General features: G+C 58.6%; 15 protein-coding genes. 3 read left to right on the top strand and 12 right to left on the bottom strand.

Annotated elements, in window-relative coordinates; all coding sequences use genetic code 11:
* The first annotated feature begins 126 nt into the window (after nucleotides 1–126).
* Nucleotides 127–1,287 (top strand): AAA family ATPase, encoded by a 1,161-nt coding sequence (locus EAH74_RS19385; protein ID WP_140680407.1) that lies wholly within the window; start codon nucleotides 127–129, stop codon nucleotides 1,285–1,287.
* A 465-nt stretch (nucleotides 1,288–1,752) separates the two neighbouring features.
* On the opposite strand, the gene EAH74_RS19375 is transcribed toward EAH74_RS19385, so the two are convergent.
* The 4 genes from EAH74_RS19375 to EAH74_RS19355 form a co-directional block, all read right to left on the bottom strand.
* On the bottom strand, nucleotides 1,753–2,535 hold the full coding sequence (locus tag EAH74_RS19375) for a MetQ/NlpA family ABC transporter substrate-binding protein (RefSeq protein WP_010464830.1): 783 nt from the start codon (nucleotides 2,533–2,535) through the stop codon (nucleotides 1,753–1,755).
* Between the two features lie 265 nt (nucleotides 2,536–2,800).
* Nucleotides 2,801–3,730 carry a sigma 54-interacting transcriptional regulator gene (locus tag EAH74_RS19370; protein ID WP_140680402.1) on the bottom strand — a complete coding sequence of 310 codons (930 nt, stop codon included), beginning with the start codon at nucleotides 3,728–3,730 and terminating at the stop codon, nucleotides 2,801–2,803.
* A 73-nt stretch (nucleotides 3,731–3,803) separates the two neighbouring features.
* Nucleotides 3,804–4,385, bottom strand: a complete 582-nt coding sequence (locus EAH74_RS19365; protein WP_140680400.1) for an alpha/beta hydrolase — start codon at nucleotides 4,383–4,385, stop codon at nucleotides 3,804–3,806.
* Between the two features lie 470 nt (nucleotides 4,386–4,855).
* Nucleotides 4,856–5,929, bottom strand: coding sequence for a fatty acid desaturase (locus EAH74_RS19355; RefSeq protein ID WP_140680396.1), 1,074 nt, complete (start codon nucleotides 5,927–5,929; stop codon nucleotides 4,856–4,858).
* A 100-nt stretch (nucleotides 5,930–6,029) separates the two neighbouring features.
* Here EAH74_RS19355 and EAH74_RS19350 point away from each other — a divergent pair, with 100 nt between their 5' ends.
* Nucleotides 6,030–7,034, top strand: coding sequence for an AraC family transcriptional regulator (locus EAH74_RS19350; RefSeq protein ID WP_140680394.1), 1,005 nt, complete (start codon nucleotides 6,030–6,032; stop codon nucleotides 7,032–7,034).
* 127 nt (nucleotides 7,035–7,161) lie between these two features.
* Here the strand turns inward: EAH74_RS19350 and EAH74_RS19345 are convergent, their stop codons facing one another.
* Both EAH74_RS19345 and EAH74_RS19340 read right to left on the bottom strand, forming a co-directional pair.
* The gene (locus EAH74_RS19345; RefSeq protein WP_140680393.1) at nucleotides 7,162–7,527 is read right to left on the bottom strand and encodes a response regulator; all 366 of its coding nucleotides are present in this window, start codon (nucleotides 7,525–7,527) and stop codon (nucleotides 7,162–7,164) included.
* Between the two features lie 70 nt (nucleotides 7,528–7,597).
* Nucleotides 7,598–8,284 (bottom strand): Crp/Fnr family transcriptional regulator, encoded by a 687-nt coding sequence (locus EAH74_RS19340; protein WP_140680391.1) that lies wholly within the window; start codon nucleotides 8,282–8,284, stop codon nucleotides 7,598–7,600.
* 84 nt (nucleotides 8,285–8,368) lie between these two features.
* On the opposite strand from EAH74_RS19340, the gene EAH74_RS19335 reads away from it, so the two are divergent.
* Nucleotides 8,369–8,893: a DUF962 domain-containing protein gene (locus tag EAH74_RS19335; protein ID WP_140680389.1), complete on the top strand. Its 525-nt coding sequence runs from the start codon at nucleotides 8,369–8,371 to the stop codon at nucleotides 8,891–8,893.
* Between the two features lie 115 nt (nucleotides 8,894–9,008).
* Here EAH74_RS19335 and EAH74_RS19330 read toward each other — a convergent pair whose 3' ends face one another.
* The 6 genes from EAH74_RS19330 to dibA all read right to left on the bottom strand — a co-directional run bounded on the left by EAH74_RS19330 (nucleotide 9,009) and on the right by dibA (nucleotide 15,400).
* Entirely contained in the window at nucleotides 9,009–9,998 is a 990-nt protein-coding gene (locus EAH74_RS19330) for a sulfate/molybdate ABC transporter ATP-binding protein (RefSeq protein WP_008148216.1), read from the bottom strand.
* 3 nt (nucleotides 9,999–10,001) lie between these two features.
* On the bottom strand, nucleotides 10,002–10,871 hold the full coding sequence (gene cysW, locus EAH74_RS19325; RefSeq protein ID WP_111449511.1) for a sulfate ABC transporter permease subunit CysW: 870 nt from the start codon (nucleotides 10,869–10,871) through the stop codon (nucleotides 10,002–10,004).
* A gap of 12 nt (nucleotides 10,872–10,883) precedes the next feature.
* A complete protein-coding gene (cysT, locus tag EAH74_RS19320) occupies nucleotides 10,884–11,702 on the bottom strand; it encodes a sulfate ABC transporter permease subunit CysT (RefSeq protein ID WP_007899634.1) in 819 nt (272 codons plus the stop codon).
* Nucleotides 11,703–11,879: 177 nt separating this feature from the next.
* A complete protein-coding gene (locus EAH74_RS19315; protein WP_140680387.1) occupies nucleotides 11,880–12,893 on the bottom strand; it encodes a sulfate ABC transporter substrate-binding protein in 1,014 nt (337 codons plus the stop codon).
* Between the two features lie 142 nt (nucleotides 12,894–13,035).
* Nucleotides 13,036–13,218: a sulfur starvation response protein OscA gene (gene oscA / locus EAH74_RS19310; protein ID WP_007945260.1), complete on the bottom strand. Its 183-nt coding sequence runs from the start codon at nucleotides 13,216–13,218 to the stop codon at nucleotides 13,036–13,038.
* A gap of 262 nt (nucleotides 13,219–13,480) precedes the next feature.
* On the bottom strand, nucleotides 13,481–15,400 hold the full coding sequence (gene dibA, locus EAH74_RS19305; protein ID WP_140680385.1) for a phosphodiesterase DibA: 1,920 nt from the start codon (nucleotides 15,398–15,400) through the stop codon (nucleotides 13,481–13,483).
* Between the last annotated feature and the right edge of the window lie 13 nt (nucleotides 15,401–15,413).

The following is a 15,413-nucleotide window of genomic DNA, read 5'->3' as shown; positions in this document are numbered from 1 at the left end:
ATGGCGATACGACTGTGAGCGTAGAACAGGGTTCCAAGGGTGCGCCTCACGGTTTGAAATAAAGCCTGGCGCACGATGACGTCGACAATAAGGCAGAATCGCGCACCACGCAGCAGGAAGCTTCCCATGCTCAAAACCCTCGCGGTGGCCAATTACCGCTCGATCAATAAATTGGTGATTCCGTTGGGTCGGTTGAACCTGATCACCGGCCCCAACGGCAGCGGTAAATCCAACCTCTACCGCGCGTTGCGCCTGCTGGCGGAAACCGCTCAGGGCGGCGTGGTCAATGCGTTGGCCCGCGAGGGTGGGCTGGATTCGACCTTCTGGGCCGGGCCGGAAAAAATCAGTCGGCGGATGCGTAATGGTGAAGCCCCGATCGAGGCGACCGTTCGACACAGTGCCAAACGCCTGCGCCTGGGGTTTGCCGGGGAAGATTTCAGCTACTCAATCGCGCTGGGGCTGCCGGAGCCGAGCCTTTCCGCGTTTTCTCTGGACCCGGAAATCAAGAAGGAATGCATCTGGTCCGGCCCGTTTTACCGCCCGGCCAGTCTGCTGGTGGATCGAAACGGCCCGATGATCCGGGCCCGGGCCGGGCGCGGCTGGGAGGTTCTGGCCCAACACACGCCGAATTTCGACAGCCTGTTCGATCAGGTCGGCAGCTTTCGCACCTCGCCGGAAGTCATGCAGTTGCGTGAGTTCATCCGCCGCTGGCGATTCTATGATCACTTTCGCAGCGACGCCGATGCGCAGGTGCGTCAACCGCAATTGGGCACCCGCACGCCGGTGCTGCATCACGATGGTCGGGATCTGGCGGCCGCGTTGCAGACGATCCGCGAAATTGGCGACCCCGAGGCCTTGCAGGCCGCCGTCAGCGACGCCTTCCCTGGCGCGCGATTGAACATCGCGCCGCTTCAGGGTGGTCGGTTTGCGATCGAGTTTTACCAGGAAGGATTATTGAGGCCCTTGTCGGCGGCCGAGTTGTCGGACGGGACGTTGCGCTATTTGCTGCTGGTCGCAGCGCTGCTGACGCCTCGGCCACCGACGCTGATGGTGCTGAACGAGCCGGAAACCAGTCTGCACCCAGACCTGTTGCCCGCGTTGGCGCGGTTGATTATCCGCGCGTCCGAGCAGTGTCAGGTGTGGGTGGTTTCTCATGCGCGGCGGTTGATTTCGGCGCTGCAGGAGGACCCGGAGTGCAATTGCATTGTGCTGGAGAAGAACCTGAGCCAGACCGGGATTGTCGGGCAGCGGATGCTGGATGAGCCGGCTTGGTATTGGCCGGACTAACCCCGACCCACGCACTGAGTGGGAACGATCATCCATATCGCGCAAAAACTATCCTCCGAATTTGCTGAGGCAGCAGAAGACGACTATTTTTCTTTGCGTTGTAGGAAGGATCTTTTTTTCGTAATCCCCCTCCAAGGACGCACAGCTTTTGGCCAGACTCCCCGGCCGAACCATCACAAGGAAGAGAAAATGGCTGACGTAAAAGTGCCACAGCGGCTGGATCCGCAGGACATCGTGAAGTTGCTGGTGGCGTTGCGCAGGGCGTTGAAGGCCAGGGTGGCCTGAACGAGTAGATTCCCCTGTGGGAGCGAGCCTGCTCGCGAAAGCGGCGTATCAGCAAAAGTAATGTCGACTGACACTCCCTCTTCGCGAGCAGGCTCGCTCCCACATGAATTGCGTCCATAAAAAACGCCGACGCTATATCAGCCGTCGGCGTTGAAACCTTGAAGGGGTTTACCTCGCGAATCAGAACGCCGGCAATACCGCGCCGCTGTACTTCTTCTCGATGAATGCTTTCACTTCCGGGCTGGTCAAAGCCTTGGCCAGTTTCTGGATGGCTACGCTGTCCTTGTTGTCCGGACGCGCCACCAGGAAGTTCACGTAAGGCGAATCTGCACCTTCGATCACCAGCGCGTCTTTAGCCGGGTTCAAACCGGCTTCCAGCGCGTAGTTGGTGTTGATCATATCCAGGTCGACCTGGTCCAGAACACGCGGCAGCATGGCCGATTCCAGTTCCTTGAACTTGAAGTTGTGCGGGTTCTTGGCGATGTCTTTCGGGGTGGCCAGAGCGTTTTTCGGGTCTTTCAACTCGATCAGGCCAGCCTTCTGCAACAGGATCAGGGCACGGCCGCTGTTGCTGCCTTCGTTCGGGATTGCGATGGTTGCGCCGTCTTTCAACTCAGCCAGGGTTTTGACTTTCTTCGAGTAGCCGCCGAAAGGTTCGACGTGCACACCGATCACGGTCACCAGGTTAGTGCCTTTGCCTTCATTGAAGCTTTTCAGGTACGGCAGGGTCTGGAAGTAGTTGGCGTCCAGACGCTTCTGGTCGACCTGTACGTTCGGCTGAACGTAGTCGGTGAATACTTTGATTTCCAGGTCCACGCCTTCTTTGGCGAGGGTTGGTTTGATCAGTTCAAGAATCTCGGCGTGTGGAACCGGGGTCGCCGCCACCACCAGTTTCTCGCCAGCCTGGGCCAGGCCCGCGGTCAGGGCAGCCGCCAATGCGGTGAACAACAGAACCTTTTTCATGCAGTGTCCTTATCGAAAATCACGGTCGTGCTCGACGACGGCTTGTTTATTACGAGTGGTTTTTGTAAGTGCTAATGAAGTGCTATCGCTGGCGTGACGCGGACAATACCGGGATTTTTTATTCCCGAACAATATCTTTTATTCACTTTCATATTCCATTTTGTTCATACAGCGTAGGAGCTGCCGAAGGCTGCGATCTTTTGATCTTGATCTTCGGCAATCTAGAAGATTGCCAAGATCAACAGATCGCAGGCTGCGCCAGCGCCTACACAAACGCGGTGTTTTTGAGGAGTTGTTTCAAGGCTTCTCTCTCTGCGGTGGAACCGCTGCCGAGAATCTGCTTCAGTTGCCGCTCGATCTGCACCAATGACGGCGGCGCCTCGGGCAGATTCAAATGCTCCGGCAAAATCTCATCGCCGGTGCTGACCAACAATGCAAAGTGAATGACGTTTTCCAGCTCCCGGGTGTTGCCCGGCCAACTGTGTTGCTCTAACAGATGCTGCGCGGCTTCGCTGATCAGCGGCACCGGCAGGTCCAGGCGCTGGCTATAGATGCCGAGGAAATATTCGGACAGCGACAGAATATCGCCCACCCGCTCACGCAAGGCCGGCAGTTCGAGCTGGCCTTCGCTGAGGTAGTGGTAGAGACGCTCATGGAATTTTCCGGCGGCCACCGCTTGGGCCAGGTCGATGCTGGTAGCCGCCACTAGGCGCACGTCCACCGGGCTTGGTTGGTGAGCGCCGACCCGCGTGACTTCGTGGTTTTCCAGCGCCGCGAGCAATTTGATCTGGATTGGTAGCGGCAAGTCGCCGATCTCATCCAAATAGAGCGTCCCGCCGTTGGCAGAACCGAACCACCCCGCGCGACTGCTGGCTGAACCGCTGTAACTGCCGGCGGCATAACCGAACAATTCCGCATCAGCGTAAGTCGGGCTGATCGCGCCGCAGTTGACCGAGACGAACAACCCACCGCGATCACTTGCACGATGGATGTGCCGCGCGAGCAACTCCTTGCCGCTGCCGGTTTCGCCACGGATCAACACCGAGATCGAACGCGGCGCCAATAGCTCCAGCTCCTGGCGTAACTGACGCGAACGCGGATCGACAAACACCAGCGCCTTGGCGCGAATGCTCAGGGGACTTTTTTCTGCGTCGGGGAAGGTCAGCAGCGGCTGACCGAAGGTTTCAAAACTCATGGCAGACTCCCGCCCTGAACCGCCGGGAGACGGGGGGCGTTGTTTTAAAAAACAAAAGCAAAAAATAAAAGGTTCAAGCGCGGCGCAGGGCGTGGTGTTCCATTCGGTTTTGCAGGCGATAGAGATAGGCAAAACCCTGCTCCCAGCGTTGATGACCGGACTTCACATTGATGTGCCCGGCGCCCGACAAAATCCCCGCCTCGGCGCCCCAGTGACGTGCCAGTTCCAACGCACGCGGTGTGCTCACGGCGCCGTCATTGTCGGAGCTGACAACCTGACTCGGGAACGGCAGCAGGTGGGTCGGAATCGGTGCGAAATTGCGCAGGGCCGGTGCGCAGGACGGACGCTCGACGTCCGCTGGGGCGACCAGCAAGGCGCCGCGGACCTGACGCAAAAACGGCACGGGCGCCGTGGCAGCCCAATGCGCGACAGTGATGCAACCCAGGCTATGGGCGATCAGGATCACCGGCGTGCTGTCGGCGGCAATCGCCTCAGCCAGTGCCGCGACCCAGTCTTCACGACGTGGTGTCAGCCAGTCGGCCTGCTCCACCCGCGCGCTGTTCGGCAGGCTGTTCTGCCAGTGGCTTTGCCAATGATCTTCTGGCGATCCTTGCCAGCCCGGCACAATCAGATAGCGAATTGATTCGTTGCGCATGGGGGAGCTCTCCTGCTGCTTGTCTGTTCCCGAGCAAGTATAGGGAGGAGAGTTATATTCGTTAAGGAATAAGAAGCTATTTATTAAGACCTATATCGAATATAAAATCGATCACCTGTGGGAGTGAGCCTGCTCGCGATAGCGGTAGATCAGTCACCATCCATGTTGGATGTAGCGACGCCATCGCGAGCAGGCTCGCTCCCACAGGGTTTGGTGTTTGTCCGGAATAAAAAAGGGACCGCACCCTGCCAAGGAGACGGCCCCGGAAACTCAAAATTTGAAAGCGCGATGATTGGCTGAAATTGATATCCAATAAAGGAATATTTAATTACTTTATTAGGCCTAAAACGCATATATCAATCAGCGATACCGTAGCCACCCAGCAACCCTGCTTGTGCCATAACGTATCGCCCTTTTGGGTCAGATTGATGACGGGCGCCTTTGCCGTTTTGAGTTTCCGGACACATCGATCAAACCTGAGCCGCACGAACCTCCTGTGCCTCTGTTGTTTCCTTGCGCACAAATCGATTCGCCCGCCCAAACGTCCCGAAATCATTAAACCGCACGCCCATCTCGCGCATCACTTTATGCGCCACCGGCACGGTCATCTGACGGATGTAAAACGGTTCCTTCACCACAAAATGATGGATGCCGTGGCTGCTGCCGAAGTTGAAGCAGAACGCCTGCAACGGCCACATCCACCACGGGTTCAGCACCTGGGTCTGCTGGATGACATTGCCCGGCTCCACGTCACCGTAGTAGTGCATGTTCGAGCTGACGAAATGCAGGCAAAAGGTACGCAAGACGTTCGGACCGATGATCACCACGGCAGCGATGTCGATCACCTGCATCACCGACAGCGTGGTCGCCGACCATTCGATCGACGTTCCCATCAGATAGGCGATGCCATTGGCCGCATGGAAGCCGAGAAACAGGTACCACGCCCCCCAATGCACCAGCGCCAGCGGCGCGTAGACATTCAGGGTGCGCTTGATGATGCTGATCTTGTGAGCCCAGGTCTTGGCCCGCAGCATACGAATGAACGCCGACATCACATTGTCGCCGACCATCAGCAACCGCGCGAAACCCCAAGGCTCGCCGTTGGTGATGGCGCGCTCTTCCATGTCGGATTCCGTGCCGGAGACTTTGTGGTGATTGAGGTGCAGATGCCGGCGAATCCACGGATTGATCGTGCTCGGACGCGCCAGCCACACCAGGCCCATCATCAGGTTGTGCGGCACGCGCTGTTTGCGGAAGTACATGCTATGGATCAGGTCGTGTTCCAGCTCGTGGGTCAACGAGGCAAAAAAGGCGTTGAGCAACAGGCATGCCCACCAGGCCATGTGCCCGGTCGTGTAGAGCGTCGCCGAGCCGATCATCCCGATCAGCGCGAAGGCCAAAATACCTGCGCCCAAAGCGTCCTGATGGTTGAGAATCGGGTAGCGCTGACGCAGTTCGCCCCCCTTGGCCAGCACCACTTGGCGAATATGCGCTGATCGCTGAGCTACATTCAGTCGCTGGGGACTTGCAGAAGTACCGTGCATGCTTCCATCCTCTGGTTATTGATGTTCGCATCCTGCCTTGTGAACCCTCGCAACGCGGTAGCCGTGAACGCCAACCTGTTGACCGGAAGCGCCAATCAGCATGACTGAACCGACCTCCCTCGCCAGCTGGACCCGCGCCCTGCGCAAGCAACTCGATGCGCTGGGCCTCGACAGCACCGCCCTGTGCCAACAGGCGGGGCTCGACCCGCAACTGATGGACGACCCGAACGCCCGTTACCCGTTGTCCGGCACCACGCGCCTGTGGGAAATCGCAGTGCAGGTCAGCGGTGATCCGGCGATTGGTTTGCGGGTATCGCGCTTCGTCAGCCCCACCACGTTTCACGCACTCGGCTATGCGCTGGTGGCCAGCGGCAGTCTGCGAGAAGTGTTCGAGCGCATCGTGCGTTATCACCAGGTGGTCAGCGATGCCCTGGACCTGGAACTGACCCGCACCGAGGACCGCTACCGCTTCCGCCTGAAAATCCCGCCAGGCAATCCGGCCCCGGCCTTCGAAGCCATCGACGCCTTCACAGCGATTTACGTACGCACCTGCCGCAATCGCCTGGGCCGCGATTACGCCCCGCTGGCGGTGTACCTGCGTCGCCCGGAACCGGCGGACCCGCATCAATGGCACAAAGTCTTCCGCTCACCGGTGTACTTCGCCGCCGATGAAGACCGACTGGAATTCGCCGTCGTGGACTTCGACAGCCACCTGGACGACGCCAATCCGGAACTGGCCGAACACAACGAAGCCGTGCTCAAACGCACCCTCGCCCAGCTCAAACCCCTGACCTGGGAACGCAAGGTTCGCGACGCCATTGAGGAGCAATTGCCGGAAGGTGAGCCCAGCGCCGAACACATCGCCCAGGCTCTGCATCTGAGTTTGCGCAGCCTGCAACGGCATCTGGCGGACGAGGGTTGCCGGTTCGATACGCTGCTCAACGAAAGTCGCGAGAACCTGGCGCTGCTGCATTTACGCGATCAGCAATGCTCATTGAGCGAGATCAGCTATCTGCTGGGATTTGCGGACACGAGCAGCTTCAGCCGCGCATTCAAGCGCTGGACCGGGATGACACCGGGGCAATTTCGAGATGGGTTGCGGTAACAGATTCTGAAAGTGGGTTGTCTGGTCTTGCCTCTTCGCGAGCAGGCTCGCTCCCACAGTTGACCGCATTCCAATGTGGGAGCGAGCCTGCTCGCGAAGAGGCCAGACCAGACGCTACAGAAACGCCTCAGCGCCCCCGATCCCGCCGCAACAACTTGCGCACCCGCTTCACCAACTCGCTTACGGCAAATGGCTTGAGCAGGTAATCATCCTCATGCAACTCCAGATCGCGCAGGCGATCCTCGATGCCGTCCCTGGTGGTCAGGAACAGCACCGGCGTTTCGCCGAGCTTGCGGATCTGCTGCAGCAACTGCCAGCCATTGAGCCCGGGCAGCATCACGTCGAGGATGATCAGCTCGTATTCGCCGGACTCGATAAAGCGTCGGCCGTCCATACCGTTGACCGCCACATCGACTGAGTAACTTGCCTCGCTCAGGCCTTTAGCCAGGAGTTTGGCGGTCTCGGGTTCGTCTTCCACTAACAGCACACGCATGGCACACCTCGATTGTCGTCATCACAGGCTAGGCGCCTTCGCGTCCAAAGCCCACCACTAACGCCGGGTTTTAGATAATCGCCAACATCCGCAATCGTTGCGCATCCAGAATCTCGATCTCGCCGTACTTGAGATTCACAATCCCCTGCCCCTGCAAGTCGTTGAGAATCTGGTTGGTGGTCTGGCGCGACAGCGACAGCATCGACGCCAATTGTTCCTGGGGCAGTTGCAACACCCGTCGCGGCGGGTCGATCTCGCCATAGCCCTCGGCGATCATCAGCAAGCGATGCGCCAGTCGGGCCGCTGCCGGCATGAGGCTCAGCTGTTCGAGATTGATGAACGTCAGGCGCAGCTTGTGGCTCATCAGCAACGCCAGTTGTCGCCAATACACCGGTTGTTCATCAAGCAACGTCAGCAGCGCGGTTTGCGAAATGTGCAGCAGGGTGCAATGACCCACACCGAACGCATCATGAGTGCGCGGCTGGCCATCGAACAGACAGATTTCGCCGAACCAGTGGGGCGACTCCACCAGGCTCAACAGCGCCTCCTTGCCCTGCTCGCTCACTGCGCCGATGCGCACCGAACCTTCGAGCACCGCGTACAGCCCGCACGGTGGATCGCCGCGCTTGAACAGCCGCTGGTCCGGCGACAACCGCCGCACCCGGGCGGCAGACAGCAGACTATCCTGTAAGGAAACAGGTAAATGGCTGAACCACTGGCCGCTCATCAGGCGTGGACGCCAGACCTGCATATCCATGAAAACTCCTAGAGATTGTCGCCTGCCTGACAGAGCGAAATGTGGACCCGGGGCATGATCCATCACCCAACAGGAGGAACAACAATGAAAAGCCTCGTCGACCATCTCAGTCAATACGCCGCCTACCACCGTGACCCGCGCAATATTGCCACCCACTTTATCGGTATTCCGCTGATCGTTGTCGCCGTTGCGGTGCTGCTGTCACGGCCCGAGTGGTCGCTGGCCGGGGTTTGGGTGTCACCGGCGGTGCTTTTGGCGCTGGCTTCGGCGTGGTTTTATCTGCGATTGGAGTTACGGCTGGGCGTGCTGATGACCGTGCTGCTGGGTCTTTGTGTTTGGCTGGGTCATGTGCTCGCGCAGCAAAGCACGCTGGTTTGGCTGGTGAGCGGCATCGGGATGTTTGTGGTGGGTTGGGCGATTCAATTTGTCGGTCATCACTACGAAGGACGCAAACCGGCGTTTGTCGATGATGTGACGGGGTTGATTGTCGGGCCGTTATTTGTGGTGGTTGAGTTGGCGTTTTTACTGGGGTTGCGGCATGACCTCAAAGAGCAGATCGAGGCGCGGGTGGGTGGGGTGCGTTTGCGTCAGAAGAACGCTGCAGCGTAGGACGCTTTAAAAGATCGCAGCCTGCGGCAGCTCCTACAGGTTTTTCGGTTGGCCACACATGTGTGCTTAACCCAAATCCACTGTAGGAGCTGCCGCAGGCTGCGATCTTTTGATCTTAGATGTTGGCGAGTTTCTGCCAGACCTTCGGCTTGAAAAACAGCGTCTCGCCCTTCGCCAACCCGATCAGGCTGTCGTGATCTTTCACCACTTCTGCTTCGATCAATTCGCTCTGGCCTTCGACCTTCAACGTCACCCGTGTCGTCGCACCCAACGGACGAATATCCCGCACCTCGGCCGCGTGGTGATCCTCCAGCTCATGACGCGACAGCGACACTTCGTGAGGACGGAACAGCACATGGTTGTCTTCACCCAGATGCAACCGGTTCGAGTCACCCAGGAAGTGATAAACGAAATCGCTGGCCGGGTTTTCGTAGACGTCGCCCGGTGAGCCGATCTGCTCGATCACGCCCTTGTTCATCACCACGATGCGGTCGGCGACTTCCATCGCTTCTTCCTGGTCGTGAGTCACGAACACCGAGGTCAGGTTGATGTCTTCGTGCAGCCGCGCCAACCAGCGACGCAGTTCTTTACGGACCTTGGCGTCGAGGGCGCCGAAGGGTTCGTCGAGCAGCAGGACTTTCGGTTCCACCGCCAAGGCACGAGCCAAAGCAATACGTTGACGCTGACCGCCGGAGAGTTGTTCCGGGTAGCGATCCGACAGCCAGTCCAGTTGCACCATGTTCAGCAGCTCGTGGACTTTCACCGCGATCTGGCTTTCGCTCGGGCGCTGGTTTTTCGGCTTCATGCGCAGGCCGAACGCGACGTTGTCGAACACCGTCATGTGGCGGAAAAGGGCGTAGTGCTGGAACACGAAGCCGACGTTGCGATCACGCACGTCGTGGCCGGAAACGTCTTCACCGTGGAACACGATATTGCCCTGATCCGGGGTTTCCAGGCCGGCGATGATCCGCAGCAACGTAGTTTTGCCGCAACCGGACGGGCCGAGCAGCGCCACAAGTTCGCCGCTTTGAATGTCCAGGCTGATGTTGTCCAGCGCCTTGAACGCGTGAAAATTCTTGCTGACGTTACGCACTTCAATCGACATGACTTATTCCTCCGCGGCGCTGGCGCGCAGGCGGTTAATACGGTTTTCGCTCCACTGCTTGAGCAGCAGGATGAAGAGCGCCAGGATCAGCAACAGGCTCGCCACGGCGAACGCGGCCACGTGGTTGTATTCGTTGTAGAGGATCTCGACGTGCAGCGGCAGGGTGTTGGTCACCCCGCGAATGTGCCCGGAAACCACCGATACCGCCCCGAACTCACCCATGGCCCGCGCCGTACACAGCACCACGCCGTAGATCAAGCCCCATTTGATGTTGGGAACGGTGACGTGCCAGAACATCTGCCAGCCATTGGCCCCGAGCAGGCGCGCGGCCTCTTCTTCCTGCGTGCCTTGTTCCTGCATCAGCGGGATCAGCTCGCGCGCCACGAACGGCACAGTGACGAAGATCGTCGCCAGCACGATGCCCGGCAAGGCGAAGACGATCTGGATGTCATGGTCCTGCAACCACGGACCAAACAGGCCCTGAGCACCGAACATCAGCACGTAGACCAGACCGGCGATGACCGGCGACACCGAAAACGGCAAGTCGATCAGAGTGACCAGCATACTTTTGCCACGGAACGAGTACTTGCTCACGCACCATGCGGCGCTGACACCGAACACCAGGTTCAGCGGCACTGAAATCAGCACGGCGATCACCGTGAGTTTCAGGGCCGACAAAGCGTCGGGTTCGAAGATCGCGGTGAAGAACGCACCGATTCCGAGCTTCAGGCCCTGAGACACCACGATCACCAGCGGCAGCAACAGGAACAGGGTGAACACCAGCCAGCCAAGGCCGATCAGGATTCGCCGCGATGAAGCACTGCCACGGCGGGCGGCGTTCGAGGAAGCAGCAGCAATAGACGATTGGGACATTTCTGCGCCTCCTTATGGGGTTTCGATGCGCCGCTGCAGCAAGTTGATCAGCAGCAACAGGACGAAAGAAACCACCAGCATCAGTACACCAATGGACGTGGCGCCGGTGTAATCGTACTGGTCGAGCTTGACCATGATCAGCAGCGGCAGGATCTCGGTTTTCATCGGCATGTTGCCGGCAATGAAAATCACCGAACCGTACTCACCGACCCCGCGGGCAAAGGCCAACGCGAAACCGGTCAGCCAGGCTGGCAGCAGCGCGGGGACCAGAATATGGCGGAAAACCTGCAACGGTTTCGCACCCAGGCACGCCGCCGCTTCTTCCACTTCCCGAGGGATATCAGCCAATACTGGCTGTACGGTACGTACTACGAATGGAAGTGTCACAAAAGTGAGGGCAAGGGTGATGCCGAGGGGGGTATACGCGATCTTGAAACCCAGGTCCGCTGCAAACTGACCCACCCAACCATTGGGCGCGTATAGCGCAGTCAGCGCGATACCGGCCACGGCGGTGGGCAATGCGAAGGGTAAGTCGATCATCGCATCGATGACTTTGCGTCCAGGGAAGGTATAGCGCACCAGCACCCAGGCCAGCAGCGTGCCGATGATGCCGTTGATGATCGCGGCATAGAGCGCGGTGCCGAAGCTGAGCTTCAACGCCGCCAGCACCCGTGGCGCCGAGATAATCGCCCAGAACTGGTCCCAGGTGAGTTGAGCGGCATGCACGAACATCGCCGCCAGTGGAATGAGCACAATCAGGCTGAGGTACACCAAGGTGTAGCCCAGCGTCAGCCCGAAGCCGGGTATGACGGGGGAGATACGACGCGACATAAAAGTCCTTGGTTGAAAAAATCAATCAGCTCAACGCATCCATGTGGGAGCGAGCCTGCTCGCGAAGAGGGAGCATCAGTCAACAATTACGTCGCCTGAAACACCGCCTTCGCGAGCAGGCTCGCTCCCACATGTTCCGCGCCCAAGCTTAAGGCTCGTTGTGTGGCTTATTTCAGGTTATTGCGCCTGATAAATCTGGTCGAACACGCCACCATCGTTAAAGAATTTCGGCTGTGCGGTTTTCCAGCCGCCGAAGTCCTTGTCGATGGTCACCAGGTCCAGTGTCGGGAACTGTTTGGCGTACTTGGCGGCAACATCCTTGTCACGTGGACGATAGAAGTTTTTTGCCGCGATTTCCTGGCCGGCCGGGCTGTACAGGTGCTTGAGGTACGCTTCGGCGATCTCGGTGTTGCCCTTTTTCTCGGCGTTCTTGTCGACCACGGCTACCGGAGGTTCGGCGAGGATCGACAGCGAAGGCACGACAATGTCGAACTTGTCAGCGCCACCGTCTTCTTTCAGGGCCAGGAAGGCTTCGTTTTCCCAGGCCAGCAACACGTCGCCCTGACCGTTGTTGACGAAGGTAATGGTCGAACCGCGAGCACCGGTGTCCAGCACAGGAACGTGCTTGAACAGGGTTTGCACGTATTCCTTGGCTTTCGCTTCGTTACCGCCATTGGCTTTCAGGCCATAGGCCCAGGCGGCGAGGAAGTTCCAGCGTGCGCCGCCGGAGGTTTTCGGGTTCGGGGTGATGACTTCCACGCCGTTCCTGGTCAGGTCGCCCCAGTCCTTGATGCCTTTAGGATTGCCCTTGCGCACAAGGAACACGATGGTCGAGGTGTAAGGTGTACTCGCTTCCGGCAGACGCTTCTGCCAATCCGCTGGCAGGGTCTTGCCGAGTTTGGCGATTTCATCGATGTCACCGGCCAGGGCCAGGGTCACCACGTCGGCACGCAGACCGTCGATCACCGCTCGGCCCTGTTTGCCCGAACCACCGTGGGATTGCTGGATTTTCACGGTGTCGCCAGCGTGGTCTTTCTGCCAGAACTTGACGAATTCGGCGCTGTAGTCCTGATACAGCTCGCGAGTTGGGTCGTACGATACGTTAAGCAGTTCGTAATCCTTGGCAACCGCGGAACCAGCAAAAAGGGCACTGGCCAGGGCGGCCAAAGCGAAATGACGAATCGACGACATGGTGAAAGCTCCTGGAATTCTGATTGTGTTGGCTTTTTATGGTCTGGAATCGGGGTTGCCTGTCAAAGATCGCAGCCTTCGGCAGCTCCTACACAAAGCCCCCGTAGGAGCTGCCGCAGGCTGCGATCTTTTGATCTTTGTTTCAGCTCGGTTTGTTGCTTGGGTTCTGCAACCGGAATTTCTCTTTGCGTTCGATCTGGACCACCTGGGCGTTGTGCACGGTGATTTCCACTGCGCCAAAACGCAGATCGCGCAAGGCGCTCTGGATCTCACGCAAAATGGTTGCTTCGTCCTGGCCGTCAACGCTACGCAGGGATGCGCTCATGGTGCTGCTCCTTCAACTAGAGGTTGCCTGGCAGTGGCGAGACTGCTTGCGGCGTGAGGGCAATAGTAGATAGGCGTGGTTATTCTTAAAAAGACTATTTAAGAATGTTTATATAACCAAATTAGATTATCTGACGGGACAAGGGTTTGCGGAGGGTTATTGGCCCAAAGATCAAAAGATCAAAAGATCGCAGCCTTCGGCAGCTCCTACAGGGGTACGCATCCCCATGTAGGAGCTGCCGAAGGCTGCGATCTTTTTGCTTTCATAGAATTTCTGGCGCTTTGGCCCAATCCAACTGCAGTGCCTGCACCGGCCGTCCAAACCAGTACCCCTGCCCCAGATCGCAGCCGTGTTCGAGCAGGAAACTCGCCTGCTCGACCTGCTCGATCCCCTCGGCGTGAACCTGCATCCCCATGCTCTGGGCCAGCGCAATGATCACCCGCACAATCGCCGCGTCATCCTCATCCCACGGCAACCCGGCAACGAAGCCCTGATCGATCTTGAGTTTCTGTACCGGCATTCGCTTGAGGCGCAGCAACGACGAATAGCCTGTACCGAAGTCATCGATGGCCAGCCGAACGCCTAATTCACGCAACCTGTGCATCTGCTCCAGCGCGACTTCCGGGTCATCCATCACAGCGCTCTCGGTAACTTCCAGCTCCAGACAGGCAGGATCCAGCCCGGTTTCGTTCAGCACCTTCGCCACCTGCCCAAACAGCTCGCGGCGGGCGAACAATCGAGAAGAAACATTCACCGCGACAAACGACAACACCACCCCGGCCTGCTGCCACTGGCACATCTGCTCACAGGCCTGGCGCATCACCCAGGCATCAATTTCGGCGATCAGACCGGTGCGCTCGGCAATGGGAATGAATTCTGCCGGCGACACCAACCCTCGCTGTGGATGCTCCCAGCGCACCAATGCCTCGACGCCGATCAGGCGGCTGGTCTTGAGGTCGTGAACCGGCTGGTAATAAACCCGCAACTCCTGCTGCTCCAGCGCACGGCGCAATTCGAATGCAGTCTCGACCCGTTGCTGGGCATGGACGGTCAATTCTTCGGTATAGAGGGCGTAGCCGTTACGCCCGGCGCTCTTGGCCTTGAACAGCGCCGAGTCGGAATTGCGCAACAACTGCTCCGCGCTCAAGGCATCGCCAGGGAACAGGCTGATGCCGACGCTGATATTGACGAACAACCGATGCCCGTCGATCTGGAACGGCTCTTTGAGGCCATCGATGATCCGCTGAGCCAGCGCCGCCGCGTGCACCATTTGCGGACAGCTTTCAGCCAGCACGGCGAACTCGTCACCACCCAGGCGCGCCAGGGTGATTCCCGGACCGACCATCGCTTTCAAACGCTCGGCCACGCCCTTGAGCAACTGGTCCCCAATGCTATGCCCGAGGCTGTCGTTGATCATCTTGAAGTGATCGAGATCGATCAACAGTAACGCGCAGCCGCGCTTGTGGATCTGCGCCGAAGCCAGGGCCTGCCCGGTGCGGTCGGTGAACAGCAAGCGGTTGGGCAGATCGGTCAGCGGATCGTAATGAGCCAGACGCGTCAGTTCATGCTCGGAGTTTTTGATTGCGCTGATGTCGGAAAACACTGCCACGTAATGGCTGCGCCGCCCCCTCTCGTCGTCAATGACGCGGATGGTCTGCCATTGCGGGTAGATCTCGCCGCTTTTGCGGCGGTTCCAGATTTCCCCGCTCCACTCGCCGGTGCTGTTGAGTGTCGCGAACATCGCCTGGTAGAAAGCCGGCGGATGATGACCGGACTTGAACAGACTGGGGCGCTGGCCGAGCACCTCCTCGCTCTGATAGCCGGTGATTGCCATGAAGGCCCGGTTTACATGGACGATCAACCCTTTGTTGTCGGTGACCAGCACCCCTTCACGCGTGCAATCGAACACCGCGGCCGCCTGACGCAAACGCTCGCGATCTTCAGTGCGCTCACGCAATTTTGCGCCGATCCCCAAACAACGGAACAATCGCGCCCGGGCGAGGAAAATCAGACCGGCACTGAATACCACCCAGGCATAACCGTTGATCAGTTGCCATCGTATTAGCTCAGCAGAGCTATCGAAGAAACTGTTCAATAAATAACCGCTGAACAGCAGCCAACCTATAGAAACCAGAAGGTAAAGCAGTGCAGCACGCAAAGCATCGCGATAGGTGGCAGACATTCGGCTATCCATG

The sequence above is a fragment of the Pseudomonas mandelii genome, from assembly GCF_006438925.1.
Classification (GTDB): domain Bacteria; phylum Pseudomonadota; class Gammaproteobacteria; order Pseudomonadales; family Pseudomonadaceae; genus Aquipseudomonas; species Aquipseudomonas mandelii_C.
The sequence above is the reverse complement of the archived record's forward strand: the minus strand, read 5'-3'. Positions and strand labels throughout refer to the sequence as shown.

Coding starts and splice junctions, on each gene's coding strand:
- cysT (WP_007899634.1), bottom strand. CDS start 11,702: ATGTCGCGTCGTATCTCCCCCGTCATACCCGGCTTCGGGCTGACGCTG.
- EAH74_RS19335 (WP_140680389.1), top strand. CDS start 8,369: ATGAAAAGCCTCGTCGACCATCTCAGTCAATACGCCGCCTACCACCGT.
- EAH74_RS19365 (WP_140680400.1), bottom strand. CDS start 4,385: ATGCGCAACGAATCAATTCGCTATCTGATTGTGCCGGGCTGGCAAGGA.
- EAH74_RS19375 (WP_010464830.1), bottom strand. CDS start 2,535: ATGAAAAAGGTTCTGTTGTTCACCGCATTGGCGGCTGCCCTGACCGCG.
- EAH74_RS19355 (WP_140680396.1), bottom strand. CDS start 5,929: ATGCACGGTACTTCTGCAAGTCCCCAGCGACTGAATGTAGCTCAGCGA.
- EAH74_RS19330 (WP_008148216.1), bottom strand. CDS start 9,998: ATGTCGATTGAAGTGCGTAACGTCAGCAAGAATTTTCACGCGTTCAAG.
- EAH74_RS19315 (WP_140680387.1), bottom strand. CDS start 12,893: ATGTCGTCGATTCGTCATTTCGCTTTGGCCGCCCTGGCCAGTGCCCTT.
- EAH74_RS19350 (WP_140680394.1), top strand. CDS start 6,030: ATGACTGAACCGACCTCCCTCGCCAGCTGGACCCGCGCCCTGCGCAAG.
- EAH74_RS19385 (WP_140680407.1), top strand. CDS start 127: ATGCTCAAAACCCTCGCGGTGGCCAATTACCGCTCGATCAATAAATTG.
- EAH74_RS19345 (WP_140680393.1), bottom strand. CDS start 7,527: ATGCGTGTGCTGTTAGTGGAAGACGAACCCGAGACCGCCAAACTCCTG.
- cysW (WP_111449511.1), bottom strand. CDS start 10,871: ATGTCCCAATCGTCTATTGCTGCTGCTTCCTCGAACGCCGCCCGCCGT.
- EAH74_RS19370 (WP_140680402.1), bottom strand. CDS start 3,730: ATGAGTTTTGAAACCTTCGGTCAGCCGCTGCTGACCTTCCCCGACGCA.
- oscA (WP_007945260.1), bottom strand. CDS start 13,218: ATGAGCGCATCCCTGCGTAGCGTTGACGGCCAGGACGAAGCAACCATT.
- dibA (WP_140680385.1), bottom strand. CDS start 15,400: ATGTCTGCCACCTATCGCGATGCTTTGCGTGCTGCACTGCTTTACCTT.
- EAH74_RS19340 (WP_140680391.1), bottom strand. CDS start 8,284: ATGGATATGCAGGTCTGGCGTCCACGCCTGATGAGCGGCCAGTGGTTC.